The following is a 24,161-nucleotide window of genomic DNA, read 5'->3' as shown; positions in this document are numbered from 1 at the left end:
ATCTCCCGAGCCCCCGATTTCCCGATTTCCCGATCCCATGAGCGCCGACCCAGCATCCCCCGAACGCATCCTCGCGCCGGCCGTCGCCCGCGCCTCCGCCGTGCTGGATCTGCTGGCCCGCAGCGGCCGTCCCGCCACCCTGGCCGAACTGGCCCGGGCGCTGCAGCTGCCCAAGAGCAGCCTGCACGGCCTGTGCGCCACGCTGGAACAGCTGAACCTGATCACGCGGCTGGACGGCGGCCAGATGACGCTGGGGCCGCACGTGATGATGTGGGCCAACGCCTTCATGGCGCGGCTAGACATCACGCAGGAATTCTTCGCGTCCTGGGACGACATGCGCGTCCTGCCGGAAGAAACCATCACGCTGTCGGTGCGCGACGGCGCCGAGGTCGTGTACATCGCCTGCCGCAACGGCCAGCACCCCCTGGGGCTGCGGTTCCACGCCGGCATGCGGCTGCCGGCGGTCTACACCGCCACCGGCCTGGCCATGCTCAGCACCCTGCCGGACGCCAGCGTGCGCAAGCTGCTGGACGGCCTGCCCGGGGGCTGGCCCGTCCCCCTCACCGACCACGGCCTGCGCGACACCGCAGCGGTCATCGACGAACTGCGGCGGATCCGCCAGCGGCGGTATTCGACCGACCGCGAATGGGTGCGCGAGGGCATGTACTGCTACGGCGCCCCCGTCTTCGATTCGCACCACCCCGAAGCCGTGGCGGGCGTGGCCGTCAGCATCCGTTCGCTGGAGGCCAACCCGGCGCTCGAAGAACGCGCCGGGCAGGCCATCCGCAAGCTGGCCGACCGCCTGTCCGAGCGCCTGGGAGCCTGGCGCAGGCCGTGACCGGTGAGGCGGGCCTCGCGCGCGATGCCTGCGCGAGGCCTTGGCGGGCGCCCTCCGGCGGCCGCCTGTCGATAACCGCCTCCCATGGATGGCCGCCTCCCATGGCCACCTTCCGTCGATGGCCACCCCTGCCATCGATGGCCGGCCCGTTTCTTTTCTACAATGGGCCTCACGCCGTTCCACACGACACGCCATGATCGACGACCTGATCCAGCTGGCCACGCTGACGAGCCTGGGTCTCGCCCTGATGCTCCCCCTGGCCAATCCGCTGACCTCCATGACGCTGCTGCTGTCCCTGGGCCAGCACATCCCCTATCAGGAACGCAGGCGGCAGGTCACCCAGGCGGCGTTCTACGTGGTCGGCATCATGATGGTGACCTATTACGCCGGCGCCTGGATCATGCATACCTTCGGCATCTCGATTCCCGGGCTGCGCATCGCGGGCGGGCTGATCGTGGCCAGCATCGGCTTCAGCATGGTGCTCCCGTCGACCGGCACCAGCCCCTCGGCGGCCGACGCCGACGCCGCCGGCGCGCAGGGCGGCCGGCAGGTGCCCAACATCGCCTTCGTGCCGCTGGCCATGCCCGGCACCGCCGGGCCGGGCACCATCGCCATGATCATCAGCGGCGCGACGTCGGTCGATGCGGCGGCGAGGCAGGGGTTCGCGCCGTGGGTGCTGGCCGCCACGCCGGTCCTCGTGTTCGCCCTGCTGGGCCTGCTGTTCTGGGTCTGCCTGCGCTCGGCCGGACGCATCGTGGCCGTGATCGGCCAGGGCGGCGTCGAGGCCATCTCGCGCGTCATGGGCTTCCTGCTGGTCTGCATGGCGGTCCAGTTCGTCATCAACGGCGTCCTGGAGATCATCCAGCAATACGGCGTGGCCTAGGCGCCCCAGGCGCCGGCGGGATCGGACATCCGGGTAAAAAAAAAGCCCAAGATCCGAAGATCCTGGGCTAAATCCACCAAAGGAGGAGGGTGGAGGAGACAACCGGGGCATGTCGGGCTGCGAGGAACCTGGGTTCCGAGCCGCCGTGATTAGGGGTTTTCCCGCTGCAATCACGTTTCGACATCCGATAAGCAAATTATATAGAAAAAACTTGCTGCGTTGCAAGATCAATTTGTTGTCAATAGACAATACCCAGTGTTTTGTCGTTTTTCGATCACAAACAAGGGTAAGTCCCTAGCCGGATCCGCCGGTTTCCTGGCTAGATCCGGTAGGCCGTGGTGGTCATGACCTTGGACATCAGCCGCATGGCGCCCCGCACCGGCGCGGGCAGGGGCACCGCGCCGTGGTCCTCGGCGGTGTTGCGGTGGCCGATCTCGTCGTCGCGCATCTGCGTGACGATCCGCCGCGAACGCCGGTCCCGGTCCGGCAGGGCGCTCAGGTGGCCGTCCAGGTGCTCCTCGACCTGGCGCTCGGTCTCGGCCATGAAGCCGAGGTTGTAGGGAATCCCGGCGCGGCTGGCCAGCAGCCCGAGGCCGAAGGACCCGGCATACCACAGGGGATTGAGCAGGCTGGGGCGGCTGTGGAGTTCGTCCAGCCGCTGCCGGCACCAGGCCAGGTGATCGACTTCCTCTTCGGCCGCCCGCAGCAGCACCCGGCGGATGCCTTCGTCGCGGCACAGCAGCGCCTGGCCGCGGTAGAGGGCCTGGGCGCAGATCTCGCCCACGTGGTTGACCCGCATCAGGCCGGCGGTGTGGCGCGATTCCGCGTCCGACAGCGCGGGATCGTCGGCCGCGGGCGGCCCCGCGGGATTGGCCCGCTCGTGGGAGACGGAACCGTCCAGCACCCGCAGCGCGCGGCCGGCTTCGGCCAGGACCGCGTCCAGCCGGCCCATCCGGCGGCGCCAGCCCGGCGCCGCGCCACGGCCGCCGTCCGCGCCGGCGGCGGGCTCCATGCCCTCTGCCCCGTATGTCGCCTGTTCCATGAGAAATCCTTTTTTCAACGGTTGAGGAAGCGCCAGACCGGCTTGAGCTCGGCCAGCAGCCAGCACGACGGCAGGACGATGGCCAGGGCGATCAGCCCCCGGCCCGACCAGTCCTGGTCGTCCTGGAGGTAGGCGTTGCACAGGCGGATGGGCTGGTCCAGGTAGACCATGCCCACGATCGCGCTCATCCAGCAGAAATTGCCCAGGAAAAAGAGCTTGATGACCACGTTGGCGCGCCGCAGCGAGGCCCGCAGCACCCAGCCGCAGAGCGGCAGGCCCAGGTACTTGAACGCCGCCACGCGCCAGTCCGTCAGGGCGTCGTCCAGCGCCTTGGGGATCATCCAGCCCGCCCCGACCAGGCTGACCAGCAGCAGGCCGGGCATGCCGTATTCATTATAGGACCAGGCCGGACGCGCGCCCGCGCCGCCGGCCGGCGGCGGACGGCCGGCGCGCCACGCCTGCTCGGCGAACAGGCCCGCCAGCGCCAGCAGGGGGATCTGGACCAGCATGTGCAGGCTCATCAGCGCCGTCAGCGGCGCGCGCAGCCCCACGGCCAGGCCCAGGCAGGCCAGGGCGGCGATTCCCCAGGCCAGCGGCCCGGGCGGGCGCCGGCCGCCCCCGGGCGGCGTGGCGGCGCCCGGCGGGCCGGCCGGGCCGATGGGCGTCGGGGAAGGCGTATTCATGATGCGTCCTCGCTACACGCCGCCCGCGTCGCGGCCCGCGGGCCGCCCCGGTTCGCCGGGCGCAGGCCGGTCCGCGGGGGCCGGCCTGCGTCCGGCCTCATCCTCTGCCGCGCGCAGGGCCAGGCCGGGATCGTCCAGGTCCAGGATGCGCGCCAGGCGGCCGTCGGGCGTCACGACGTGGAAGGCGGCATTGTGCTCGAACTCGCCCAGGGGCGCCGGCACGACCGTGATGCCGAACAGCGCCAGCACGGCATCGCGCTGCGCGGGGCGGGCGAAGGACAGGAATTGCCAGACGGCCGGATCGGCGCCCATGCGCGCCGCGTAGCGCGCCAGGTCCGGCGCCCGGTCGCGCGGATCGAAGCTGATGCTGATCAGCCGGATGCGGTCCTGCAGTCCGCGCGCCTCGATGGCCTGCTGCAGGCGCTCGGTCAGGGAACCCTGCGCCAGGCACAGGGCCAGGCAGCGGGTGTAGAAGAAATTGACGAGGGCGACGCGCCCGTCGCGGCGCAGCTCCCGGTCCAGGTCCAGGACCCGGCCGTCCCCGGTCAGCACCTCGGCGGCCGGAATCGCCCGGGGATGCCGGGCCACGTCCTGGCGGCGCGCGGCCTCGGCCGTCAGGACGGTGAAGCCGCCGGTCAGGCCGTACAGCGCCCCCAGGCCGGCCGCCAGGGCCAGCGCCAGCGCGAGGATCCAGCGCACACCGGCTCTCCGCCCGGGCTACTTGCCCAGCAGGGGCCGCAGGTCCTCGTCGCCCTTCCAGGGGCCTTGCTGACCCTTGGTTTCCTCGCGCACCTGGGCGACCGTCTTGGCGTCGGCGGCCGAGGCGGCGTTGCCGAAGCTGGAGCGCACGTGGGTCACGAGGGCGGCGATCTCCTCGTCGGAGAACTTGGCGAAGTTCGGCATTTCCCCGTTGTACTGGGCGCCCTCGACCGTCAGCGGGCCGTGGATGCCGTGCAGCAGGATGCGGATCATGATGCCCGGATCGCCCGCGTCCACCCATTCGGACTTGGACAGCGGCGGGAACACGCCCGGCACGCCGGCGCCGCTGGCCTGGTGACAGGCCACGCAGTTGGCCGTGTAGAGCTGGCCGCCGTCGGCCGTCGCCGGCACGGCGAAGTCGGCCGCGACGCGATCGTCGCCCACGGACGCGGGCATCGGATTGAAGCTGGTATACAGGTGAACCACCGCCCACAGCAGCAGCAGGCCGATGACCGTCAGGACGATCTTGGGAACCGGGCGGCTGCCCTCGTGCGGCTCGGGCTGCTCGCGGCGCTGCTGGTTGAATCGGGACTCGCTCATTGCTTCGCTCCTTCACCGCCGGCCTGCTTGGGCAGTTCCGGCAACTGCGAGCCGGGGTTGACCGGATAGGTGTGATCCAGGCCGATCAGGTAATCCACCAGATCCAGGGCCTCGGGCGTGGCCACCACGACCTTGCCGACCGGCGCGAAGCTGGGCGGCAGGTTGACGACCTTGTCGCCCGGCTCGGCCTTGTCCTTGAGCTTGAACAGGAAGGGGAAGGACGGCATGTTGCTGCCCGGCGTGTAGGCGCGCGGCTCGTACAGGTGGCCCAGGTTCCAGTCCACGCTGGGCTGGCGCGCGCCGATGTTGAACAGGTCCGGCCCGGTGCGCATGGTGCCCAGCAGGTGCGGACGGTCGTAGTAGTAATCGCCCGCGACCGGCGCGCGGCCCCAGCCGCGCTGGAAGTCCGGCGCCTGGGACTGGCTGCGCGGCTGCTGCGAGTGGCAATAGACGCAGCCCATCTCGATGTAGACCTGGCGCCCGCGCAGCTGCTGCTCCGTATAGGGCTTCAGGCCTTCGGAGGGCGGCACGTCGGACAGCTGCATGTAGGGCAGCACGACCAGGGTGGCGGTGGCCAGCGCGAGGGTCACCATCGCGCCGCTGAGGAGTTTGTATTCGCTTTCCATGATCAGGCACCTGCGAATGCCTGAGGCTCAGGCGAGGATTTGCGGTTGTGCAACAGGGCGGGACCCACGCGGCGCGTGCCGTAGCGCAGGGCCATCTGCACGAAGTGGACGGCGAACACCAGATGGCCCAGGGTCATCATGGCGCCGCCCACCGTGCGGCCTTCGAGGTAGGGCATCGTGACCCGCACGGAGTCCATGAATGGCTTGGTCGCGTCCAGCATCGCCAGGCCCTGCAGCCAGCCGCCGATGGACAGGCTGACGAAATAGATGCCGATGCCCAGGGCCACCAGCCAGAAGTGCACGATGATGAGCTTGGGATGCGGCCATTCCCAGGACATGACGCGCGGCATCACGAAGTAGATGGCGCCGAACATCACGATGGAGAAGAAGGCGTACAGGCCCAGGTGCGCGTGCGCCACGGTGAAGTGGGTGAAGTGCGCCACCGTGCTGACGCTGCGCAGCGCCTCGAAGGAGCCCTCGAAGGAGCTGAGGGTGTACATCATGGCGCCCAGCACGATGAAGCGCAGCGTGGGCGAGTAGTACATGGTCTTGAAGTGGCCGCGCATCGTCAGGTGCTGGTTCACCGAGAAGGCCAGAACCGGGATGATCATCATCATGGACTGCACGATCGACAGCGTGATCAGCCAGTGCGGCACCGGGCCGCCGACCAGGTGGTGGCCGCCGACCTGGCCGTAGAAGAAGGCCAGCGCCCAGAAGCCGATCAGCGACAGGTTGTAGGACTGGATCGGACGGCCGATGATCTTCGGCAGGAAGTAGTACACCGAGGCCAGGGCGATCGGCGTGTAGTACAGGCCCAGCACGTTGTGGCCGAACCACCAGTTCATGGTGGCCTGCTCCACGCCGAAGTGCACGCCGGGCACCTTGCCCACCAGGTACAGCACCGGGAACCAGAACAGCGCCGCGCCCATGTACCAGATCGACACGTACAGGTGCTCGACCTTGCGGTTGCGCAGGGTGAACACCAGCGGCAGCGCGATCAGGGCGCCGCCCAGCACCAGCAGGATGCTGATCTGCCAGGGGATTTCCAGCCACTCCAGGCCGTCGTTGATGCCCACGGCGATGCTGCCCAGGCCGGCGATCAGGCCGGCGTTCCAGAGCATGCAGCCCAGCAGCGCGAAGCGTCCGCCGTACAGGCGCGTCTTCAGCAGGCGCGGCAGCATCCAGATCGCCACGCCGAAGGCCGCCATCGGACACCAGCCGTAGGCCACCATGTTCAGGTGCAGCGTGCGCGTGCGGCCGAAGGTGAGCCAGGCGTATTGCGTCAGGAATTCGGGATTGTGCAGCTTGATCGAGCTGATCAGGCCGAAGGTCGAGGCCAGCACCAGCCAGACGATGGCACAGCACAGGAAGGTGAAGGTGACGTAGGCGGTCGACTGGTCGGCCTCCAGGCGGTCGACGAGTTCTTTCTTCAGCTTGTCGGCCAGGGACGGATCGACGACGGCCTTGCCGCCGTCGGTGACGACCTTCTGCAGGCCGGCCCGCTGCTCCGGCGTGGCGGAGGGATCCTCGACGTGGCCGATCTCGCCGGTGGAAAAGATCACCCCGGCGGCCTCGGGATTGTTGTCGAACATGTTCCGCCTGAGGGACCAGATGAAGACACCCAGGCCGGTGACGGATAATATGAAGGTCAGGAGTAAAACGGTGACGGTATCCACGGCGCTTCCGATGAAGGACAAAAAGACGCGCAAGGGCCGAAAACCGGCCCCGGCAACCCGCTATTGTAGGCATAGATTTGATCTATGATAAATCTACGCGAGAATATCAAGCCTGAATTACCCTAATCGTGGTACGGACATCACGCCCGGCCGCGGCGCCGGCGCGCCGTCCCGCGGTGCCGGTCCGCCAGGCCATCCACAGGAAAAAGACTCATCATGGAATGCACCATCGACTGGCAGGGCCCCGAGGGCATGCTGTTCATCTCCCGCACCGGCAGCGGCCACGTCCTGGCCATGGACGGCGCCCCTGACGGCGGCGGCCGCAACCTGGCCCCCCGGCCGATGGAAACCGTGCTCTCCGGCGCCGGCGGCTGCGCCGCCTACGACGTGGTGCTGATCCTGAAGCGCGGCCGCCATGCCGTGACGGGCTGCCAGGTCGCCCTGACGGCCGAGCGCGCCGACACCGAACCCAAGGTCTTCACCAAGATCCACTACGCCTTCCGGATCACGGGCCGCGACCTGCCCGCCGCCGCGGTGGAACGGGCGGTGGAGCTGTCGCACACGAAATACTGCTCGGCCATCGCCATGCTGGAAAAGACGGCCGAGATCACGCACTCGATCGAGATCGTCGCCGCCTGAGACGGTTCAGGCCCTTTTCGTCAGGACGGTGGATACCCCCCGGCTGGGCTGTTCGCAGCCTGTTCCGGCGGGGGGGCCCGTTGGCCGGGATCGCCGCAGGCAAGCCCCTCCTATACCGCCATCGGCGCTGTCAGCGGCGGATGGTGGCGGTAGTCTTCGAGCGCGAAATCCCCCGGCTCCAGGCGCTCCAGCCATTCGGGCTCGTAGCGGCCGGTGTCGGCGTACGCCGGGATGCGGTCCGACAGGCGCAGCCGCGGCGCCGGCAGCGGGTCGCGGCGCAGCTGCTCGCGCAGCATCTCCACGTGGGTCTCGTAGATGTGCGCGTCGCCGATGAAATACGTGAACCAGCGCGGCTCGTAGCCCGTCAGGCGCGCCACCAGGTGCGTCAGGGCCGCGCCCTCGGCCAGGTTGAACGGCGTGCCCAGGCCCACGTCGTTGCTGCGGATGTACAGGCACAGCGACAGTTCGCGCGTGGCCGGATTGGCCAGGAACTGGTACAGCAGGTGGCAGGGCGGCAGGGCCATTTCATCGAGCTGGGCCCAGTTCCAGCCATGGAACAGGATGCGCCGGCTGCCCGGGTCGCGGATCAGCGCGTCCAGGCAGGCGCGCAGCTGGTCCACGGCCTTGTAGAGCAGCACGTGCGGCCGGCCCTGGTCCTGCACCGGGCCGATCAGGCGGTAGCCCTGCGCCCGCGCGGCCTCGATGCGCGCGGCGGCGTCGGCCGGCAGCAGCTTGTAGGCCGGCCACTGGCGCCACTGCACGCCGTAGACCGGCCCCAGGTCGTCGGGGCCGTCGCGCCAGGGGCTGTCCAGCCAGGCGCGGTTCTCGTTGGCGTTCTGGTCCCAGACGCGGCAGCCCAGCGCGCGGAAGTCCGCCGCGCTGTCGGCCGCCCGCAGGAAACCCACCAGCTCGCCCATGGCCGACTTGAAGGCCAGGCGCTTGGTGGTGACGGCGGGAAAGCCCTGGCGCAGGTCGAAGCGCAGGCAGGCGCCCGGCAGGCTCAGGGTGCGCACGCCGGTGCGGTTCTCCTGCCAGGCGCCCTGCTCGAAGATCGAGCGGACCAGGTCCAGGTAGGCCTTCATGCGGAGCGTTCCAGGATGCGCCGGGCGCGTTCGATCAGCGGCAGGTCCACCATGCGGCCGTCCAGGCGGAAGGCGTATTCGCCGGTCGAGTCGGCATGGTCCACCACCCGGCGCGCCCAGTCGATCTCCTCGGGCAGCGGCCGATAGATGCGATGCGCCACGGGCACCTGCGCCGGATGGATGCACAGCATCCCGCCGAAGCCCATGTCGCGTGCGAACACGGCCGACCGCTCCAGGGCGTCCAGGTCGGTGAAGTCGGGGTGCACGCAGTCCAGCGGCGCCCCCAGCCCGTGCATGCGGCTGGCCGCGAGGATCCGGAAACGGATCTGGTCCAGCACGAAGCGGGCCGCGTCGGTGCCCGGCCGGGTGCCGAATTCCACCATCAGGTCCAGGATGCCGAAGGACAGCCGCGCCACGCCGTGGGCCTCGGCGATGCGGTCCAGCGCCTGCAGCCCGGCGGCGGATTCGATCACCGGGATCAGCGGCTTGCCCGCGCCGGACACGCTGTAGACGTGCTCGGGCGCCTCGGCCTTGGGCAGGACGATGCCGGCGACCGAGGGCAGCGAGCGGCACAGGGCCAGGTCGTCCTCGAACCAGGGCGTGGTGCCGTCGTTGATGCGCACCCACAGGCGGTCGCCGGGATGCGCCTGGGCGTGGCGCGCCAGCGCGTCGCGCGCGCCGGCCTTGGCCTCGGGCGCGACGGAATCCTCCAGGTCGACGATCACGGCGTCCGCGCTGCTGGCGACCGCCTTGGGTATGCGCTCCGGCCGGCTGGCCGGCACGAACAGCGCCGAACGCATCGATGTGTCATGCATGGAAAACCCCCTTCGTGCAACTCCGTCGTTCATCGTTTCATCATATCGGCAAACGGCCCCGGGCGCCGCGCGCCCGGCTGTCCCGGCCCTCAGCGTCCCTTCCAGGCCGGCGCGCGCTTCTCGGCGAAGGCGGTCGCGCCCTCGCGGGCGTCCTCGGAGGTGAAGATGTGGGCGATCAGCGGGCGCTGGCGCTCGAACATTTCGTCGGGGCGCCAGTTGCGCGACTGCGCGATGATGGACTTGGCCGTGCGCACCGCCAGCGGACCGTTGGCGGCGATGGCGCGCGCCAGGGCCAGGGCCTCGTCCAGCGCCGCGCCGGGCTCGGCCAGGCGGTTGACCAGGCCCAGCTGGTGCAGGCGCTCGGCGCCGAAGGGCTCGCCCGTGAGCACGGCCTCCATGGCGACGTGGTAGGGAATGCGCGAGGGCAGGCGCAGCATGCCGCCCGACCCCGGCACCAGGCCGCGCCGGACCTCGGGCAGGCCGAAGCGCGCGTCGCGCGCCGCCACGACCAGGTCGCAGGCGAGCACCAGCTCGCAGCCGCCGGCCAGCGCATAGCCTTCGACGGCGGCGATCAGCGGCTTGGCGGGCGGCTGTTCGCACAGGCCGGCGAAGCCGCGCTTGCCCACGTAGGGGCGCTGGCCGGTCGCGGCGAAGGCCTTCAGGTCCATGCCGGAGCAGAAGTTTCCCCCGGAGCCGGTCAGCACGCCCAGGCGCAGGTCCGGATCGCTGTCCAGGGTGTCCAGGGCCGCCGCCAGGGCCTGGGCGGTCTCCAGGTTGATCGCGTTGCGCGCCTGGGGCCGGTTGAGCTGCATGATCAGCACGCCGTCCAGGCGCTGCACGTCGAGGCAATCGCTCATGTTTTCTCCGAAAAAAGAGAAGTGGATAAAATGGCCGTTCCGGACGCGGCCCAGGCCGCGTTCATCGGACGACACAACCATCGCGGGCCTGGCCCGCCACGCCATGCTCACATTCCAACAACTGATTTTATCGCTCCAGCAATATTGGGATCGCCAGGGGTGCGCCCTGCTGCAGCCCTACGACATGGAAGTCGGGGCCGGCACCTCGCACACCGCCACGTTCCTGCGCGCCATCGGCCCGGAACCCTGGCGCGCGGCCTACGTGCAGCCCTCGCGCCGCCCCAAGGACGGGCGCTACGGCGAAAACCCCAACCGCCTGCAGCATTATTACCAGTTCCAGGTCGTGCTCAAGCCCGCGCCGCTCGACATCCTGGATCTGTACATCGGCTCCCTGCGCGCGCTGGGCATCGATCCGCAGCAGCACGACATCCGCTTCGTCGAGGACGACTGGGAAAATCCCACGCTGGGCGCCTGGGGCCTGGGCTGGGAAGTCTGGCTCAACGGCATGGAAGTCACCCAGTTCACCTACTTCCAGCAGGTCGGCGGCCTGGACTGCAACCCCACCATGGGCGAAATCACCTACGGCCTGGAGCGCCTGGCCATGTACCTGCAGGGCGTGGAATCGGTCTACGACCTGGTCTGGACCCAGGGCCCGGACGGCACGCCCGTGTACTACCGCGACGTGTTCCACCAGAACGAGGTCGAGCAGTCCACCTACAACTTCGAGATCGCCTCCACCGCCATGCTGTTCGCCCACTTCAACGACTACGAGGCCGAGGCCAGGCGCCTGATCGAAGTCCCGCTCGCCCTGCCCGCCTACGAGGCCACCCTCAAGGCCGCCCACACCTTCAACCTGCTCGACGCGCGCGGCGCCATCAGCGTCACCGAGCGCGCCACCTACATCGGCCGCATCCGCGCCCTGTCCCGCTCGGTGGCGCAGGCCTACTACGACGCGCGCGAACGCCTGGGCTTTCCCATGCTGCGGGAGGTCGCGTGATCATGAGCACGAATCCGAACGCGCGCGCGCTGCTCGTCGAGCTGGTCACGGAAGAACTCCCGCCCAAGGCGCTGGACGCCCTGGGCCGGGCCTTCGCCGAAGGCATCCGCAAGACGCTCGATGGGCTCGGCCTGCTGGCCGAGCCCCGCGCCTGCACCGCCTACGCCACGCCCCGGCGCCTGGCCGTGCGGCTGGACGCCGTCCTGGACCAGGCGCCCGACCAGGCCTACGCCGAAAAACTCATGCCCGCGGCCATCGGCCTGGACGCCGCCGGCGCGCCCACGCCCGCGCTGCTGAAAAAGCTCCAGGCCAAGGGCCTGGGGCACCTGGGCGCGGACGGCCTCGTCCGCAGGCACGACGGCAAGCAGGACGTGCTCTACGCCGAAGGCACCGCCCCCGGCGCGCGGCTGGCCGACGGCCTGCAGCAGGCCCTGGATCACGCCGTGACCCACCTGCCCATCCCCAAGGTCATGCAATACCAGCTGGCCGACGGCCGCACCAGCGTGAAATTCGTACGCCCGGCCCAGCGCCTGCTGGCCCTGTGGGGCGCGGACATCGTGCCCGTGCGCACGCTGGGCCTGGAAGCCGATCGGACCACCCTGGGCCACCGCTTCCTGGAAAGCGGCCCGCTGACCATCGAATCGGCCGAGGCCTGGGCCGATCGCCTGGCGGCCGACGGCCGCGTGGTGCCGTCCTTCGCCGAGCGGCGCGCGCTCATCGCCCGCCAGCTGGCCGAGTCCTCCGCCGCGGTGGGCGCGACCATCGGCCAGGGCGCCGAGGTCGAAGCCCTGCTCGACGAAGTCACCGCCCTGGTCGAATACCCGACGGTCTACGTCGGCGCCTTCGAGGAAGCCTTCCTGGCCGTGCCGCCGGAATGCCTGATCCTGACGATGCGGCTGAACCAGAAATACTTCCCCCTGTTCGATCCGGCCACGGGCGCGCTGACCCACCGCTTCCTCATCGTCAGCAACATGCGGCCCGCCGATCCGGCCCACATCATCCAGGGCAACCAGCGCGTGGTGCGCCCGCGCCTGGCCGACGCGCAGTTCTTCTACCAGACCGACCTGAAGACCCCGCTGGCCGAGCGCGTGGCCGGCCTGGCCGACAGCGTCTACCACAACAAGCTCGGCAGCCAGCTGCAGCGCACCGAGCGCGTGCGGGCCCTGGCCCGCTGGCTGGCGCCGCTGCTGGGCGGGCGGGCGGAATCGGCCGACCGCGCGGCCCTGCTGGCCCACGCCGACCTCGGCACCCAGATGGTGGGCGAATTCCCCGAGCTGCAAGGCATCATGGGGGCCTACTACGCGGCGCACGACGGCGAGTCCGCCGACGTGGTGCGCGCCCTGCGCGACCAGTACCGCATCCGCCTGGACGAGCCCGTCACCGACGACACGCTCACCGCCGCCGTCCTGTTCATGGCGGAACGCGCCGAGACCCTGGTCGGCATCTGGGGCATCGGCCTGGCGCCCACCGGCGAGCGCGACCCCTACGGCCTGCGCCGCGCAGCCCTGGGCCTGATCAGCGCCTACGAGCAGCTCACCGCCGGCGGCCGCCTGCAGGCCAGCCAGGACAGCCCCGCGCGGCTCGCCGCCCTGCTGGAACAGGCGGCGGCCGGCTTCGCCCCCGGGCAGCTCGCCGAGGGCACGGCCGAGGCCGTGCTGGACTTCGTCTACGAGCGCTACCGCAACCAGCTGGCGGCCGCCTGCGACCGCTCGGCCATCGACGCGGTGCTGGCCCTGCGCCCGCCGCTGCACCAGGTCGCGGCACGCGTCCAGGCCTGCGAACGGTTCGCCACGCTGCCCGAGGCCGAATCCCTGGCCGCCGCCAACAAGCGCGTCAGCAATCTGCTGAAGAAGGCCGACGACACGCAGCCCGGCTTCGATCCGGCGCTGCTGGCCGAACCGGCCGAGCGCCAGCTGGCCGACACGATCGCCCGCCTGGAGCCCCAGGCCACGGCCCAGCTGCGGGCGGGCGACTTCGCCGCCAGCCTGGCCACCCTGGCCCAGGCGCGCGCCGCCGTGGACGCGTTCTTCACCGACGTCATGGTCATGGCCGAGGACCCGCGCGTGCGGGCCAACCGCCTGGCCCTGCTGCGCTCGCTGCACGGGCTGATGAACCAGGTGGCCGACCTGTCGAGGCTCGCCCGGTGAAGCTCATCATCCTGGACCGCGACGGGGTCATCAACCATGACAGCGACGCGTACATCAAGTCGCCGGAAGAATGGCTGCCGATCCCCGGCAGCCCGGAAGCCATCGGCCGCTTCAGCCAGGCCGGCTGGCGCGTGGTGGTGGCCACCAACCAGTCCGGCATCGCCCGCGGCCTGTTCACCATGGAGACCCTGGGCGCGATCCACGCCCGCATGCGCCAGGTGGTGGCCGAAGCGGGCGGACGCATCGACGCCATCTTCTGCTGTCCGCACGGCCCGGAAGACGGCTGCGCCTGCCGCAAGCCCCTGCCCGGCATGCTGCACGACATCGCCCAGCGCCTGGACGTGCGCCTGGACGGCGTCCCGCTGGTGGGCGACAGCCTGCGCGACCTGCGCGCCGCGGCCGCCGCGCGCTGCGCCCCCTGGCTGGTCCTGACCGGCAAGGGCCGCAAGACCTGGGAGACCTCCGGCACCAGCGGCGAACTCCCCGCCGGCACCCAGGTCCGCGACGACCTGGCCGCCGTGGCGGATACTTTATTGAAGGCCGCGCCATGACCTACCTGCGCTCCGCGCTCTACATGGCCTTCCTGGTCGTGACGGTGATCCCCTACGCCCTGTGCTGCGTGCTGTGGGCGCCCCTGCCGCTGTCCTGGCGCTACCGCCTGACCCTGGGCTGGCCGCGCATGGCGCTGTGGGGCGCGCGCTGGATCCTCGGCATGCGCTACCAGGCGCAGGGCTGGGAACACCTGCCCGCCAAGGGTCCGGCCATCATCCTGTCCAAGCACCAGTCCGCCTGGGAGACCCTGTATTTCGCGGTCAAGCTGCCGCGCGACGTGGTCTTCGTCTACAAGAAGGAACTGCACCACGTGCCCTTCTTCGGCTGGAGCCTGGCGCTGCTCAGCATGATTCCCATCGATCGCACCAAGGGCAAGGAATCCTTCGACCAGGTGGTGAAGATCGGCACCCGGCGCCTCCAGGAAGGCCGCTGGCCGGTGCTGTTCCCCGAAGGCACCCGCGTGGCGCCCGGCCAGACCGGCCGCTACAAGCAAGGCGGCGCGCTGCTGGCCTGCCGCACCGGGGTGCCGGTGATCCCGGTCGCCCACAACGCCGGGGAATGCTGGCCGCGCAACGCCTTCCTGAAGACCCCGGGGCTGGTGACCGTGTCCTTCGGCCCGGCCATCGATCCGGCCGGACATTCGCCGGCTTCCCTGAACAACGCCGTGCGCGAATGGATCGAGGCCGAGATGCGGCGTCTCAATCCCGAGCGCTATGCGGGCCGCTGACAGCCGCCAGCTCGACCTGTTCGGCGCCGGCGACGGGCCGGCCGGCGCTCCCGCGGCCGCGCCCGGCGGCCGGACGCCCCGTCCGTCCATCCCGCCGTCCGCCATCCCCGTCCTCCCCGGCCTGCGCCCGCCCGCCGCGCCGGAGCCGCCGCCGCCCGCCCTGCCCCCGGGCGCCCGCTGGCTGACCCTGCAACTGGACGGCTGGACGCTGGGCTACGCGCTGCGCCGGGCGCGCCGCAAGACCATCGGCCTGCACGTGCGCGACGCCGGCCTGGCGATCCAGGCCCCTGCCTGGGCCACGCGCGCGCAGATCGAGGATGCCATCCGCCACAAGGCGGCCTGGATCCGCGACAAGCTCGATGACCGCGACCGGCGGCTGGAGCAGCTCGCCCTGCAGGCCGGCCAATGGCGGCCGGGCGGCCGCATCCCCTACCTGGGCGTCGCCATCGAGCTGCGGCTGGACGGCGCCCGTCCGGCCCGCTACGAAGGCGACCCGGACGCCCCGGCCGAGGGCGACCGCCTGTATCTGCCCCTGCCCGACGCGGCCGACGCCGGCCGCATCCAGGAACGCGCCCAGGCCTGGCTGCAGGCGCGTGCGCGGATCGATTTCGACGCGCGCCTGCGGCGCTGCCTGGACCGCGCGGGGCAATCCATCGCCGGCTGGGGGCTTTCGTCCGCCCAGGGCCGCTGGGGCTCGTGCACCAGCCAGAGGCGCATCCGCCTGAACTGGCGCCTGATCCATTTCGCCCCGGCCCTGATCGAGTACGTGGTGGCCCACGAAATCGCCCACCTGAAGGAAATGAACCACGGGCCGGCCTTCTGGCGCGAGGTCGAGCGCCTGTGCCCGGATTTCCGGGCGGCGCGCGACACGCTGCGCCGCCAGCCTCCCGACACCCTGCCGCTGATCTGATCCCGGCACGCGTGGACGATCCCGACACGTGCTGACGATCCTGGCACGCGCGGACGATCCCCGCGATGAAAAATGCGTATGATGGAGTGAATCGCACCACCGGAGAATCTCATCATGCGCCTGCTGCACACCATGCTGCGCGTCGGCAACCTGGACCGTTCCCTGATGTTCTACACGGAGACCCTGGGCATGCGGCTGCTGCGCCGCAAGGACTATCCGGAAGGCCGCTTCACCCTGGCCTTCGTCGGCTACCAGGACGAGGCCGACGGCGCCGTCATCGAGCTCACCCACAACTGGGACACCGACCACTACGAGCTCGGCACCGGCTACGGCCACATCGCCATCGAGGTCGAGGACGCCTACGACACCTGTGCCACCATCAAGTCGCGCGGCGGCCTGGTCGTGCGCGAGGCCGGCCCGATGAAGCACGGCACCACCGTGATCGCCTTCGTCGAGGACCCCGACGGCTACCGGATCGAGCTGATCCAGCGGGCGGGCCGCGAAGACTAAGACTAAGTAAGGGAGCCCCCACGCTGCGCAGCATGCGGCTGCGTGCTGCCCCTTGGGACGGCCCGGCGGCAAAAAGGGACCTTCAGGCGGTGGGCGTCACGCCGGCGGCGGCCAGGGCGTCGGCCATGTCCATGAACTGCGCCACGGTCAGTTCCTGGGGCCGCGCGGTTGGCGCCACCCCCAGGGCGTCCCAGTCCAGCCATTCGGCCCAGGCGCCCAGGCTGCCCCGGATCATCTTGCGGCGCTGCTCGAACACCCGCGCCACCAGCCGCTCGAACACCCGCGCGTCGCGCGGCTGGCGCAGCGCCTCGGGCGCCAGCGGGCGCATGCGCACCACGGCCGACATCACCCGGGGCGGCGGATCGAAGGCCTCGGGCGGCACGTCGAACAGGTGCGTCATCCGGTAGCGCGCCTGGAGCATGACGGACAGGCGTCCGTACTGGCTGTCGCCGGCACGGGCCACCATGCGGTCGATGACTTCGCGCTGCAGCATGAAATGCTGGTCGCGGATCTGGTCCGCCCAGCGCAGCAGGTGAAAGAGCAGCGGACTGGAGATGTTGTAGGGCAGGTTGCCCACCACGCGCAGCCGGGCGGCATCCGCCGCGGCCGGGCCCGGTCCCGGCGCGGGCGCGCGCGCCAGCTCGCCGAAATCCACGGTCAGGGCGTCGGCCTCGACCACCCGCAGGCGGTCCTCGCCCCAGCGGCCGCGCAGCCGCCGAGCCAGGTCGCGGTCCAGTTCGACCACGGTCAGCCGCTCCAGCCGGTCCAGCAGCGGCGCCGTCAATGCCGACAGGCCCGGGCCGATCTCGACCATGGCGTCGCCGGGCTGCGGATCGATGGCGCGCACGATGGCGTCCACCACCGCTTCGTCGGCCAGGAAGTGCTGGCCGAAGCGTTTGCGGGCCGAATGCGCGCCCCCTGGACGGGGCTGCACCCCGCCATCCCCCCGGGGGGCATCAGAAAACCTGGGGCGGCCCGGCGTTTTCCGGTGTGCCATCTCAGCGGCCGCCGGCCGCGGCCTTTTCCAGGCGGTTGTCGATGTAGGCCTGGCTGCGCAGCTGGTCGAGCCAATCCTCGTAGGCCGGCCCGACGCGGCGTTCCATCAGCTCGCGGCGCGCCTGCATGCGGCGGAATTCCTGTTCCATGTTCTTGGTCTGGCGGCCCTCGACCTGGATCAGGTGCCAGCCGAACGGCGACTTGACCGGCTCGCTGACCTGGCCGTCCTGCAGCGCGTTCATGGCCTGCTCGAAAGCGGGCACGGTCTCGCCGGGATTGAGCCAACCCAGGTCGCCGCCCTGCGGCGCGGAGGCGTCCTCGGAATAGCGCCGGGCCAGTTCGGCGAAGGATTCGCCGTGCGCGATGCGGTTGCGCAGGCTTTCGAGGGTGGCGCGGGCCTTGGCGTCGTCCACCACCTTGGAAGTCTTGATCAGGATGTGGCGGGCATGGGTCTGCGTCACCATCATGGGGCCCGAGGGCGCCGGCGAGCGGGACGCGGCGGCCTGCGCCTGGGCGCGGGCCTGGGCCTGGGCTGCTTGGGCCTGGGCCTGGGCGGCGGCAGCGGACCTGGCGGCCTTGGGCGCCGGGCGCTGGGCATAGCCGCGGCGCAGGACCTTCAGGATGTGGAAGCCTCGGCCGCTCTGCACGATCCCGCTCAGGCCGCCGGGCGGCGTGTTCGCAATGGCCCGGGCGAACAGGTCGGGCCAGTCGTGCAGGGGCCGGATGCCCATGTTGCCGCCTTCCAGGGCCTGCGGGCCGTTCGACGAGGCGGCGGCGACGCCGGCGAAGTCGGCGCCGCTGCGCAGCTTGCGCAGGAGGTCCTCGGCCTGCTTGCGCTTTTCCTGGACGATGCTCTCGCTGGCGTAATCGGGCACTTCGATCAGGATCTGCGCCAGTTCGACCAGTTCCGGGCCGGTCGGGACCGGCGCCGGTTCGGGCTCCGCGGGCGCGGGCGCGGGCTCCGCCGCGGGCGGGGCGGCCAGCGGCTTGCCGGCGTTCATGGACAGGAAGGCGTCGATGTCGCTGTCGCTGATGGCAATGCGGTCCTCGACGAAGCGCTGGCGCAGGATGTCGTCCTGGATCTGGGAGCGCAGATCGGTGCGGTAGTCGTCCCAGCTCATGCCGCTGGCGGCGATCTCGCGCCGCAACTGGTCGACCGTGATGCGGTTGCGCTGGGCGATGGTCTGCACCGCCTGATCGACCTGGGCGTCGGACACCCGGATGCCGACGCGCCTGGCCTCGTGATCCTGGAGGGTCGCGTTGATCATCTGCTGCAGCACCTGGCGCCGCAGCACGGGCGCCTCGGGCACCGGGATGCGCTGCTGCTCCATCTGGCGGCGCACCTGGACCGCCTTGGCGTCCACCTGGGCCAGGGTGATGACTTCCTTGTCGACGACGGCGGCGATGCCGTCCACGAACTGCTCGGACGCGGCCGGCGCGGCCGGACGGGGCGCCGGCTTGCCGGCCGCCAGGGCGGGGGCCGATGCCCCGGCGCCCAGCACGATGGCCAGCGACAGGGCGCAGGCGGGATGACGCAAGCCAGACATCATTCGTACCTCTCGAAAACGGTTTTTTCAGGCGTGGGGGGAGTGACGGGCTGGTAGCCGATGACCCGATCGGTCAGCAGGGACATGGGATCGGTGCCCAGCGAGCCCAGCCCGGTGAGCTCGAGCTGCAGGAACAGCGCCGTGTTGGTCTTCTGGGCCGACACCGCGTAGCGCTGCATCACCACGCGCGCGGCCCAGCCGCCGTCGCCGCGGTATTCCAGGCCGACGATGGACTGCGTGTTGCGTTTTTCGGCCAGGGAATAATCATAACGGCCCACCCCGTACCAGCGCATGGACAGCGGCCACTGGGAGCTGAGGCTGACCTGCTCGCGGGTGGCCGGGACGGCATCCGAGGGCAGCACGCCATAGGGGTCGGCATAGCTGTTGACGTCGCGCTCGTAGCGGTAGGACAGGGACACCGTCGCCAGGCGCTTGGGCGTCCAGCGCACGCCGCCGCTGAGCCGGTTGCGCTTCTGCGTCTCGTGGTCGAACTGGCCGTCGAAATACACCGAGAACTTGTCGGTCAGCGCCGCCCTGGCCCCGACCAGATAGTCCGATTCGGTGTCGATGCGGGGCGCCTCGCTGGACAGCGTCACCCGCTGGTTGTCGAAATAGAAGCGCTGGGCGAGCGACAGGGACAGGCGCTCGAAGCCGGTGTCGGCGTCCAGCCAGCGGCTGGTCAGGCCGAAGGTGAGCTGGTTGGCGTTGGCGATGCGGTCCCAGCCGCCGCTGAAGATGTTCTCGTCGAAGGCCTGCTGGTAGTTGAAGGTGGCCAGCGCCGTGTCGAACACCGGCAGGTCGGACTGATCGCGGTACGGCACGTACAGGTAGTACAGCCGCGGCTCCAGGGTCTGGATGGCCGCGTTGCCGAACAGCGAGGCGTCACGCTCCAGCGTCAGGCCGGTGTCCACCGAGGCGATCGGCAGCACCCGCGACTGGCTGGCGGGGCGGCCGGCGAACCGTTCCATGCCCGGCGTGCCGGAGAACCATTCGGTCTCGTACTGGCTCATGTGCAGGCCGACCTTCGGCGTCAGGTAGGCGCCGGGCAGCACGAAGGGCCGCGAGATCGAGGTGTAGGACGTCAGGCGCGTGCCGTTGGGCATCAGGCGCCGGCCGGCCTGCTCCGGGAAGGCGTCGCCGCGGTAGATCGGCGCGACGAAGCGCGAAGCCGTGTTGGTGGAGACCACGTCCAGGCCGTGCCAGCCGTAGCGCTGCGCGGTGAAGTTGAGCTGGGGCAGGATGTCGTAGGGCGGCGCCAGGAAGGAACCCGTGCTGTCCTGCAGGGTCTGGTAGCGGTAGAACTGCAGGGAGCCCGACAGGTAGCGGTGGTCCGTCCAGGACAGCAGCGCCTGGCTGGGCATGTAGGTGATGGCCGCGTCCGTCAGCCCGAAGGACGAGAAATCGCGGAAATAATTGTCGTCGGAGACCTTGCGCGCATCCAGGTAGGCGCTGAAGCCATTGCCCAGCGCCTGCGTGTGCTGTACCGAATACATCCAGCGCTTGTCGCCCGTCTCGCGGTCGCGCATGATGTAGGTGCCGAACAGTTCGGAATGGGAATTGGCGCTCAGGTGGCGGAATTCCGTGCCCAGCAGCAGGCCGCGCTTGCTGAGGTAGCGGGGATACAGCGTGGCGTCGTAGTCGGGCGCCAGGTTCAGGTAGTACGGGACGGTGATCTCGATCCCACCGTTGCTGGACGTGCCGTAGGTCGGCAGCAGGAAGCCGGACTTGCGGTCCTTGCCCAGCGGGAACGTCAGGTAGGGCGAATACAGGATCGGCGCGCCCTTGAAGTACAGCACGCCGTTGCGCGCCGCGCCCTCATTTTCGTCCAGATACAGATCGACGCGGCTGGAATCGATGGTCCAGGCCGGATCGGGCCCCGTCCAGCCGCTGTAGCGCACGTTCTTCAGGCGCATGTGCTGGCGGCTGAGGATTTCCGCCTGGTCGGCCGTGCCGGCGCCGGCCGTGCCGCCCAGCCAGAAGCGCGGCTGCTCGATCAGGCCCTTTTCGGTATCGACGTTGTAGCGCAGGTGCGGCCCGCGCACGACGTTGCCGTCGCGCATCATCAGGCCGTTGCCGCGGACGTCGGCCTCGCCGGTGGACTGCAGGTATTCGATGCGGTCGCCCTTGATCACGGAATCCAGCCGGCGGACCTGGGCGTTGCCGCGCAGGACCACCCGCCCTTCGGCGTCGCGGCTGATGTCGTCGCCGATCAGGAACGACGGCAGGGCGTCGTCCTTCAGGCCCGGATGCAGCCGCAGGCTGCCGACCATCCGCATACCGTCCGCATCCGGCGAGGGCTGCGCCGCGAGGACCGGCGCCGGCAGGCACAGGCCCAGGAAGATGATGCGACCGATCCAATGCGCCAAGACCCGGTTCCCCGAAATGGTTGAAAGACGACGGCCGATCGGCCCACCCGCGACGACCAGCGACCCAGTATTATAGAGAAGCCGGACCGCATCGTGTCCCGGCCTCCCGGCCGGCCGATCCGCGCCCATCCCTTTTTCCGAATTTTCCCCGAATCCCGCGCATGATCCCTACCCCCACTCAGGACCCCCGCCTGGACGCCCTGCGCCACTGGCTGGGCCGGCACGCCGATCGCCTGGGCCTGGTTCTGGACAGCCTCGCCCCCGTCTCCGGCGACGCCAGCTTCCGCCGCTATTTCCGCCTGCAGGCCGCGGGCGGCACCCTGATCGCCATGGACGCCCCGCCGCCTCACGAGGACTGCGCCCCCTTCGTGCGCATCGCCGCCCTGCTGGCCGCGGGCGGGCTGCGCGTCCCCGAGGTCCTGGCGCAGGATCTCGACCAGGGCTTCCTGCTGCTCTCCGACCTGGGGCGGCACACGTTCCTCGACGCGCTGCGCGACGGCCTGGACCAGGACGAGGCCGCCCTGCAGCGGCACTACCGCGGCGCCCTGCGCGCCCTGGTCGCGCTGCAGCGCTGCCCGGCCGGCGGCCTGCCGCCCTACGACGAGGCGCGCCTGCTCGAAGAGCTGGCCGTCTTTCCGCAGTGGTACCTGCGCACCCATCTGGGCCACGCGCCCGATGCCGCCGCCCAGACCGCGCTGGCGGACATCTTCGGCCTGCTGGCGCAGCGGGCGGCGGCGCAGCCGCGCGTCCTCGTGCACCGCGACTACCACTCGCCCAACCTGATGCTCGGCCCGGACGGGCCGGACGCCGCGCCCGGCGTCATCGACTTCCAGGACGCCCTGGACGGCCCGATCAGCTACGACATCGCCTCGCTGGCCATGGACGCCCGCACCACCTGGGACGAGGCCCGCCAGCTCGACTGGGCCATCCGCTACTGGGAATACGCCCGGGCGGAGGGCCTGCCCGTGGCGGACGACTTCGCCCGCTTCCACGTCGACTATGAATGGATGGGGCTGCAGCGCAACCTGCGCATCCTGGGGGTCTTCGCCCGCCTGTCGCACCGCGACGGCAAGCACCACTACCTGGACCACATGCCCCGGGTGCGGACCTACGTGCGCCAGGTCGCGGGGCGCTACGGCGTCTTCCGCCCCCTGCTGCGCCTGCTGGACCAGGCCGAGCGCGTGCCGCAGGCCGACGGGTATTCCTTCTGATGCGCGCCATGATCCTGGCCGCGGGGCGCGGCGAGCGCATGCGTCCGCTGACGGACGCCTGCCCCAAGCCCCTGCTGCCCGTGGGCGGCCGCCCCCTGATCGCCTGGCACCTGGAACGCCTCGCGCGGGCCGGCATCGCCGACATCCTGGTGAACCACGCCTGGCTGGGCGAGCGCATCGAGGCCGCGCTGGGCGACGGCCGGGCGTACGGCGTGCGGCTGCGCTATTCGGCCGAGTCCCCCGCCCTGGAAACGGCGGGCGGCATCGCGCGCGCGCTGCCGTTCTTCCAGGGCCGCCCCTTCCTGGTCCTGAACGGCGACGTCTGGTGCGACTGGGATCCCGCGCGGGCGGCGCGGCTCGCGGCCGCGTGGCCGGCCGACCGCCTGGCGCACCTGGTGCTGGTGGACAATCCCGCCCACCACCCGGAAGGCGATTTCGTGCTGCAGGCCGACGGCCTCGTCGCGCCGCGCCCGGACGCCGGTCCCGGCCTCGACCTCCGCCCCGACACGGGCCGGGATCATCCGGACGGCCCCGGCCGCACGCCGGCGGCGGCCGCCCCGCTTCCCCCGACGCCGGCCGCCGCGGCGCCCGTCCTGACCTTCGCCGGCATCGGCCTGTATCGCCCGGCCCTGTTCGCCGGCACCGACCCGGACCGGCCCGCGCCGCTCGCGCCGCTGCTGCGCCAGGCCATGGCGGCGCGCGCCGTGGACGGCGAACGGCACGCGGGGCGATGGGTGGACGTCGGCACACCCGCGCGCCTGGCGGCGCTGGACGCCGCGCTGGGCGGGCACGCCGCCGGCCCCGGCGCCCGCCCGCGGGCGGAAAATCGCAACCGGATGTAGGCGCATTCCCAGCGAAACCGCGAAACCGTTTATCCTAATTGGTTTCGCACCCGCGCCGCCACGCGGCGCGACGCATCACGCAAGCCATTACGCAAGCTTCAAGCAATCCAGGAATTTCGTCATGTCGCTCGGCCCCAAACGCCCCACCTTCAAGCCCACCCCCTACGGCTACACCCGGCGCAGCCGCGGGATCCCGCGCTGGCTGCTGCTGCTGATCACCGGCGTGATCCTGGGTGCCGGGGGCGTGCTGTTCCTGCAGCGCAGCTACGGCCCGCAGCGCCTCACGGTCGAGCAATCGGAACAACTGCGCACGGACCTGAACACCGCCAACCTCGAAAGCCAGCGCCTGTCCGCCGAAGCCGAGAAGATCCGCGCGCAGATCAAGCAGGCGCGCCAGGACCAGCAGGAGCAGGCCGCGCGCGCCGAGCAGCTGCGCAAGCAGGCGGCCGACATGGAAGCCGGCGTCGCCAGCCTGATCCAGGCCATCCCCCCCGATCCGCGCGGCACCTCGCCGGGCATCCGCGGCGCCGACATGGTCGCGCGCGACGGCGGGGTGGACTACCGCATCCTGCTGATCCAGGACCTGCCCGAGGGCCAGACCGAGGCCCCCACCCTGCGCGGCCAGATCAGGCTGATCGCGCAGGGGTCCTACCCCAACGGCAACGCCGCCCACGTCGAGCTCGCCACGCAGCCCCTGGACATGGGCCGCTACATCGTCGTCGAAGGCCGCGCCGAACTGCCGAACAAGGCCTTCCGCCCGCGCCAGGTCACCATCCAGGTCATGGCGGAAGGATCCGACAAGATCATCGCCACGCGCACCTTCCACGTCACCGCGGCGCGCTGACGCCGCGGCGGGGAAGCGCCCGCCCCGGAAAAGAACGCCGCCCCGCCACGGAACACCGCTCCGCCAAAGAAC

The 24,161-nt window shown here is 70.7% G+C and carries 24 protein-coding genes; 12 read left to right on the top strand and 12 right to left on the bottom strand.

Going from position 1 to position 24,161, the window contains the following annotated elements; all coding sequences use genetic code 11:
• The first annotated feature begins 37 nt into the window (after nucleotides 1–37).
• Together HNR28_RS08950 and HNR28_RS08945 are read left to right on the top strand one after the other, a co-directional pair.
• Nucleotides 38–838, top strand: coding sequence for an IclR family transcriptional regulator (locus HNR28_RS08950; protein WP_043684591.1), 801 nt, complete (start codon nucleotides 38–40; stop codon nucleotides 836–838).
• Between the two features lie 193 nt (nucleotides 839–1,031).
• Nucleotides 1,032–1,721, top strand: a complete 690-nt coding sequence (locus HNR28_RS08945; RefSeq protein ID WP_151025145.1) for a MarC family NAAT transporter — start codon at nucleotides 1,032–1,034, stop codon at nucleotides 1,719–1,721.
• 319 nt (nucleotides 1,722–2,040) lie between these two features.
• On the opposite strand, the gene coq7 is transcribed toward HNR28_RS08945, so the two are convergent.
• The 6 genes from coq7 to HNR28_RS08915 are packed head-to-tail and all read right to left on the bottom strand — an operon-like array spanning nucleotide 2,041 to nucleotide 7,047.
• On the bottom strand, nucleotides 2,041–2,733 hold the full coding sequence (gene coq7, locus HNR28_RS08940; RefSeq protein ID WP_151025150.1) for a 2-polyprenyl-3-methyl-6-methoxy-1,4-benzoquinone monooxygenase: 693 nt from the start codon (nucleotides 2,731–2,733) through the stop codon (nucleotides 2,041–2,043).
• A 44-nt stretch (nucleotides 2,734–2,777) separates the two neighbouring features.
• Nucleotides 2,778–3,446, bottom strand: coding sequence for a hypothetical protein (locus HNR28_RS08935; protein ID WP_221291648.1), 669 nt, complete (start codon nucleotides 3,444–3,446; stop codon nucleotides 2,778–2,780).
• A 12-nt stretch (nucleotides 3,447–3,458) separates the two neighbouring features.
• Complete coding sequence (locus tag HNR28_RS08930; RefSeq protein WP_151025259.1) at nucleotides 3,459–4,145, bottom strand: SCO family protein; 687 nt, start codon at nucleotides 4,143–4,145, stop codon at nucleotides 3,459–3,461.
• Nucleotides 4,146–4,163: 18 nt separating this feature from the next.
• Nucleotides 4,164–4,745: a c-type cytochrome gene (locus HNR28_RS08925; RefSeq protein WP_043684597.1), complete on the bottom strand. Its 582-nt coding sequence runs from the start codon at nucleotides 4,743–4,745 to the stop codon at nucleotides 4,164–4,166.
• Nucleotides 4,742–5,371, bottom strand: coding sequence for a cbb3-type cytochrome c oxidase subunit II (locus HNR28_RS08920; RefSeq protein WP_043684599.1), 630 nt, complete (start codon nucleotides 5,369–5,371; stop codon nucleotides 4,742–4,744). Before HNR28_RS08920 ends, HNR28_RS08925 begins: the two co-directional genes overlap by 4 nt.
• Before the next feature lie 2 nt (nucleotides 5,372–5,373).
• On the bottom strand, nucleotides 5,374–7,047 hold the full coding sequence (locus tag HNR28_RS08915) for a cbb3-type cytochrome c oxidase subunit I (RefSeq protein WP_043684602.1): 1,674 nt from the start codon (nucleotides 7,045–7,047) through the stop codon (nucleotides 5,374–5,376).
• A 216-nt stretch (nucleotides 7,048–7,263) separates the two neighbouring features.
• On the opposite strand from HNR28_RS08915, the gene HNR28_RS08910 reads away from it, so the two are divergent.
• Entirely contained in the window at nucleotides 7,264–7,686 is a 423-nt protein-coding gene (locus HNR28_RS08910) for an OsmC family protein (RefSeq protein WP_151025258.1), read from the top strand.
• Nucleotides 7,687–7,796: 110 nt separating this feature from the next.
• On the opposite strand, the gene HNR28_RS08905 is transcribed toward HNR28_RS08910, so the two are convergent.
• The 3 genes from HNR28_RS08905 to HNR28_RS08895 all read right to left on the bottom strand — a co-directional run bounded on the left by HNR28_RS08905 (nucleotide 7,797) and on the right by HNR28_RS08895 (nucleotide 10,440).
• On the bottom strand, nucleotides 7,797–8,768 hold the full coding sequence (locus HNR28_RS08905; protein WP_043684607.1) for a thymidylate synthase: 972 nt from the start codon (nucleotides 8,766–8,768) through the stop codon (nucleotides 7,797–7,799).
• Complete coding sequence (locus HNR28_RS08900) at nucleotides 8,765–9,583, bottom strand: HpcH/HpaI aldolase/citrate lyase family protein (RefSeq protein ID WP_151025257.1); 819 nt, start codon at nucleotides 9,581–9,583, stop codon at nucleotides 8,765–8,767. Before HNR28_RS08900 ends, HNR28_RS08905 begins: the two co-directional genes overlap by 4 nt.
• An 89-nt stretch (nucleotides 9,584–9,672) precedes the next feature.
• Nucleotides 9,673–10,440 carry a crotonase/enoyl-CoA hydratase family protein gene (locus tag HNR28_RS08895; RefSeq protein WP_151025256.1) on the bottom strand — a complete coding sequence of 256 codons (768 nt, stop codon included), beginning with the start codon at nucleotides 10,438–10,440 and terminating at the stop codon, nucleotides 9,673–9,675.
• A 103-nt stretch (nucleotides 10,441–10,543) separates the two neighbouring features.
• Between HNR28_RS08895 and glyQ the strand changes: the two genes are divergently transcribed.
• The 6 genes from glyQ (at nucleotide 10,544) to gloA (ending at nucleotide 16,283) form a co-directional block, all read left to right on the top strand.
• Nucleotides 10,544–11,437 (top strand): glycine--tRNA ligase subunit alpha, encoded by an 894-nt coding sequence (glyQ, locus tag HNR28_RS08890; protein WP_043684612.1) that lies wholly within the window; start codon nucleotides 10,544–10,546, stop codon nucleotides 11,435–11,437.
• A gap of 2 nt (nucleotides 11,438–11,439) precedes the next feature.
• Complete coding sequence (gene glyS / locus HNR28_RS08885) at nucleotides 11,440–13,584, top strand: glycine--tRNA ligase subunit beta (protein ID WP_151025255.1); 2,145 nt, start codon at nucleotides 11,440–11,442, stop codon at nucleotides 13,582–13,584.
• Complete coding sequence (gmhB, locus tag HNR28_RS08880) at nucleotides 13,581–14,135, top strand: D-glycero-beta-D-manno-heptose 1,7-bisphosphate 7-phosphatase (protein WP_151025254.1); 555 nt, start codon at nucleotides 13,581–13,583, stop codon at nucleotides 14,133–14,135. Before glyS ends, gmhB begins: the two co-directional genes overlap by 4 nt.
• On the top strand, nucleotides 14,132–14,863 hold the full coding sequence (locus HNR28_RS08875; protein ID WP_043684617.1) for a lysophospholipid acyltransferase family protein: 732 nt from the start codon (nucleotides 14,132–14,134) through the stop codon (nucleotides 14,861–14,863). Before gmhB ends, HNR28_RS08875 begins: the two co-directional genes overlap by 4 nt.
• On the top strand, nucleotides 14,850–15,773 hold the full coding sequence (locus tag HNR28_RS08870; RefSeq protein WP_184142788.1) for a M48 family metallopeptidase: 924 nt from the start codon (nucleotides 14,850–14,852) through the stop codon (nucleotides 15,771–15,773). Before HNR28_RS08875 ends, HNR28_RS08870 begins: the two co-directional genes overlap by 14 nt.
• 114 nt (nucleotides 15,774–15,887) lie before the next feature.
• Nucleotides 15,888–16,283, top strand: coding sequence for a lactoylglutathione lyase (gloA, locus tag HNR28_RS08865; RefSeq protein ID WP_043684621.1), 396 nt, complete (start codon nucleotides 15,888–15,890; stop codon nucleotides 16,281–16,283).
• An 82-nt stretch (nucleotides 16,284–16,365) separates the two neighbouring features.
• Here gloA and rsmA read toward each other — a convergent pair whose 3' ends face one another.
• The 3 genes from rsmA to HNR28_RS08850 form a co-directional block, all read right to left on the bottom strand.
• Nucleotides 16,366–17,217: a 16S rRNA (adenine(1518)-N(6)/adenine(1519)-N(6))-dimethyltransferase RsmA gene (rsmA, locus tag HNR28_RS08860; RefSeq protein ID WP_043684623.1), complete on the bottom strand. Its 852-nt coding sequence runs from the start codon at nucleotides 17,215–17,217 to the stop codon at nucleotides 16,366–16,368.
• A 64-nt stretch (nucleotides 17,218–17,281) separates the two neighbouring features.
• Entirely contained in the window at nucleotides 17,282–18,829 is a 1,548-nt protein-coding gene (locus tag HNR28_RS08855; protein ID WP_043684625.1) for a peptidylprolyl isomerase, read from the bottom strand.
• Nucleotides 18,826–21,192 (bottom strand): LPS-assembly protein LptD, encoded by a 2,367-nt coding sequence (locus HNR28_RS08850; protein WP_244978247.1) that lies wholly within the window; start codon nucleotides 21,190–21,192, stop codon nucleotides 18,826–18,828. The genes HNR28_RS08855 and HNR28_RS08850 overlap by 4 nt, the downstream gene beginning before the upstream one ends.
• 161 nt (nucleotides 21,193–21,353) lie before the next feature.
• Between HNR28_RS08850 and HNR28_RS08845 the strand changes: the two genes are divergently transcribed.
• From HNR28_RS08845 to HNR28_RS08835, 3 genes are all read left to right on the top strand, one after another.
• Entirely contained in the window at nucleotides 21,354–22,403 is a 1,050-nt protein-coding gene (locus HNR28_RS08845; protein WP_151025404.1) for an aminoglycoside phosphotransferase family protein, read from the top strand.
• Nucleotides 22,403–23,245 (top strand): nucleotidyltransferase family protein, encoded by an 843-nt coding sequence (locus HNR28_RS08840; protein ID WP_184142785.1) that lies wholly within the window; start codon nucleotides 22,403–22,405, stop codon nucleotides 23,243–23,245. Before HNR28_RS08845 ends, HNR28_RS08840 begins: the two co-directional genes overlap by 1 nt.
• A 121-nt stretch (nucleotides 23,246–23,366) precedes the next feature.
• Nucleotides 23,367–24,089 carry a hypothetical protein gene (locus HNR28_RS08835; RefSeq protein ID WP_043684635.1) on the top strand — a complete coding sequence of 241 codons (723 nt, stop codon included), beginning with the start codon at nucleotides 23,367–23,369 and terminating at the stop codon, nucleotides 24,087–24,089.
• The last annotated feature ends 72 nt before the right edge of the window (nucleotides 24,090–24,161 follow it).

It is taken from the genome of Castellaniella defragrans, from assembly GCF_014203015.1.
In the GTDB taxonomy this organism is placed as follows: Bacteria; Pseudomonadota; Gammaproteobacteria; order Burkholderiales; family Burkholderiaceae_B; genus Castellaniella; species Castellaniella defragrans.
The sequence above is the reverse complement of the archived record's forward strand: the minus strand, read 5'-3'. Positions and strand labels throughout refer to the sequence as shown.

Bases quoted from the DNA above. Each gene is read 5' to 3' on its own strand.
- HNR28_RS08935 (WP_221291648.1), bottom strand. From the start codon at position 3,446: ATGAATACGCCTTCCCCGACGCCCATCGGCCCGGCCGGCCCGCCGGGC.
- HNR28_RS08920 (WP_043684599.1), bottom strand. From the start codon at position 5,371: ATGGAAAGCGAATACAAACTCCTCAGCGGCGCGATGGTGACCCTCGCG.
- glyS (WP_151025255.1), top strand. From the start codon at position 11,440: ATGAGCACGAATCCGAACGCGCGCGCGCTGCTCGTCGAGCTGGTCACG.
- HNR28_RS08835 (WP_043684635.1), top strand. From the start codon at position 23,367: ATGTCGCTCGGCCCCAAACGCCCCACCTTCAAGCCCACCCCCTACGGC.
- HNR28_RS08845 (WP_151025404.1), top strand. From the start codon at position 21,354: ATGATCCCTACCCCCACTCAGGACCCCCGCCTGGACGCCCTGCGCCAC.
- HNR28_RS08855 (WP_043684625.1), bottom strand. From the start codon at position 18,829: ATGATGTCTGGCTTGCGTCATCCCGCCTGCGCCCTGTCGCTGGCCATC.
- HNR28_RS08875 (WP_043684617.1), top strand. From the start codon at position 14,132: ATGACCTACCTGCGCTCCGCGCTCTACATGGCCTTCCTGGTCGTGACG.
- HNR28_RS08945 (WP_151025145.1), top strand. From the start codon at position 1,032: ATGATCGACGACCTGATCCAGCTGGCCACGCTGACGAGCCTGGGTCTC.
- HNR28_RS08900 (WP_151025257.1), bottom strand. From the start codon at position 9,583: ATGCATGACACATCGATGCGTTCGGCGCTGTTCGTGCCGGCCAGCCGG.
- HNR28_RS08925 (WP_043684597.1), bottom strand. From the start codon at position 4,745: ATGAGCGAGTCCCGATTCAACCAGCAGCGCCGCGAGCAGCCCGAGCCG.
- coq7 (WP_151025150.1), bottom strand. From the start codon at position 2,733: ATGGAGCCCGCCGCCGGCGCGGACGGCGGCCGTGGCGCGGCGCCGGGC.
- HNR28_RS08910 (WP_151025258.1), top strand. From the start codon at position 7,264: ATGGAATGCACCATCGACTGGCAGGGCCCCGAGGGCATGCTGTTCATC.
- HNR28_RS08895 (WP_151025256.1), bottom strand. From the start codon at position 10,440: ATGAGCGATTGCCTCGACGTGCAGCGCCTGGACGGCGTGCTGATCATG.
- HNR28_RS08870 (WP_184142788.1), top strand. From the start codon at position 14,850: ATGCGGGCCGCTGACAGCCGCCAGCTCGACCTGTTCGGCGCCGGCGAC.
- glyQ (WP_043684612.1), top strand. From the start codon at position 10,544: ATGCTCACATTCCAACAACTGATTTTATCGCTCCAGCAATATTGGGAT.
- HNR28_RS08905 (WP_043684607.1), bottom strand. From the start codon at position 8,768: ATGAAGGCCTACCTGGACCTGGTCCGCTCGATCTTCGAGCAGGGCGCC.
- HNR28_RS08950 (WP_043684591.1), top strand. From the start codon at position 38: ATGAGCGCCGACCCAGCATCCCCCGAACGCATCCTCGCGCCGGCCGTC.
- gloA (WP_043684621.1), top strand. From the start codon at position 15,888: ATGCGCCTGCTGCACACCATGCTGCGCGTCGGCAACCTGGACCGTTCC.
- HNR28_RS08840 (WP_184142785.1), top strand. From the start codon at position 22,403: ATGCGCGCCATGATCCTGGCCGCGGGGCGCGGCGAGCGCATGCGTCCG.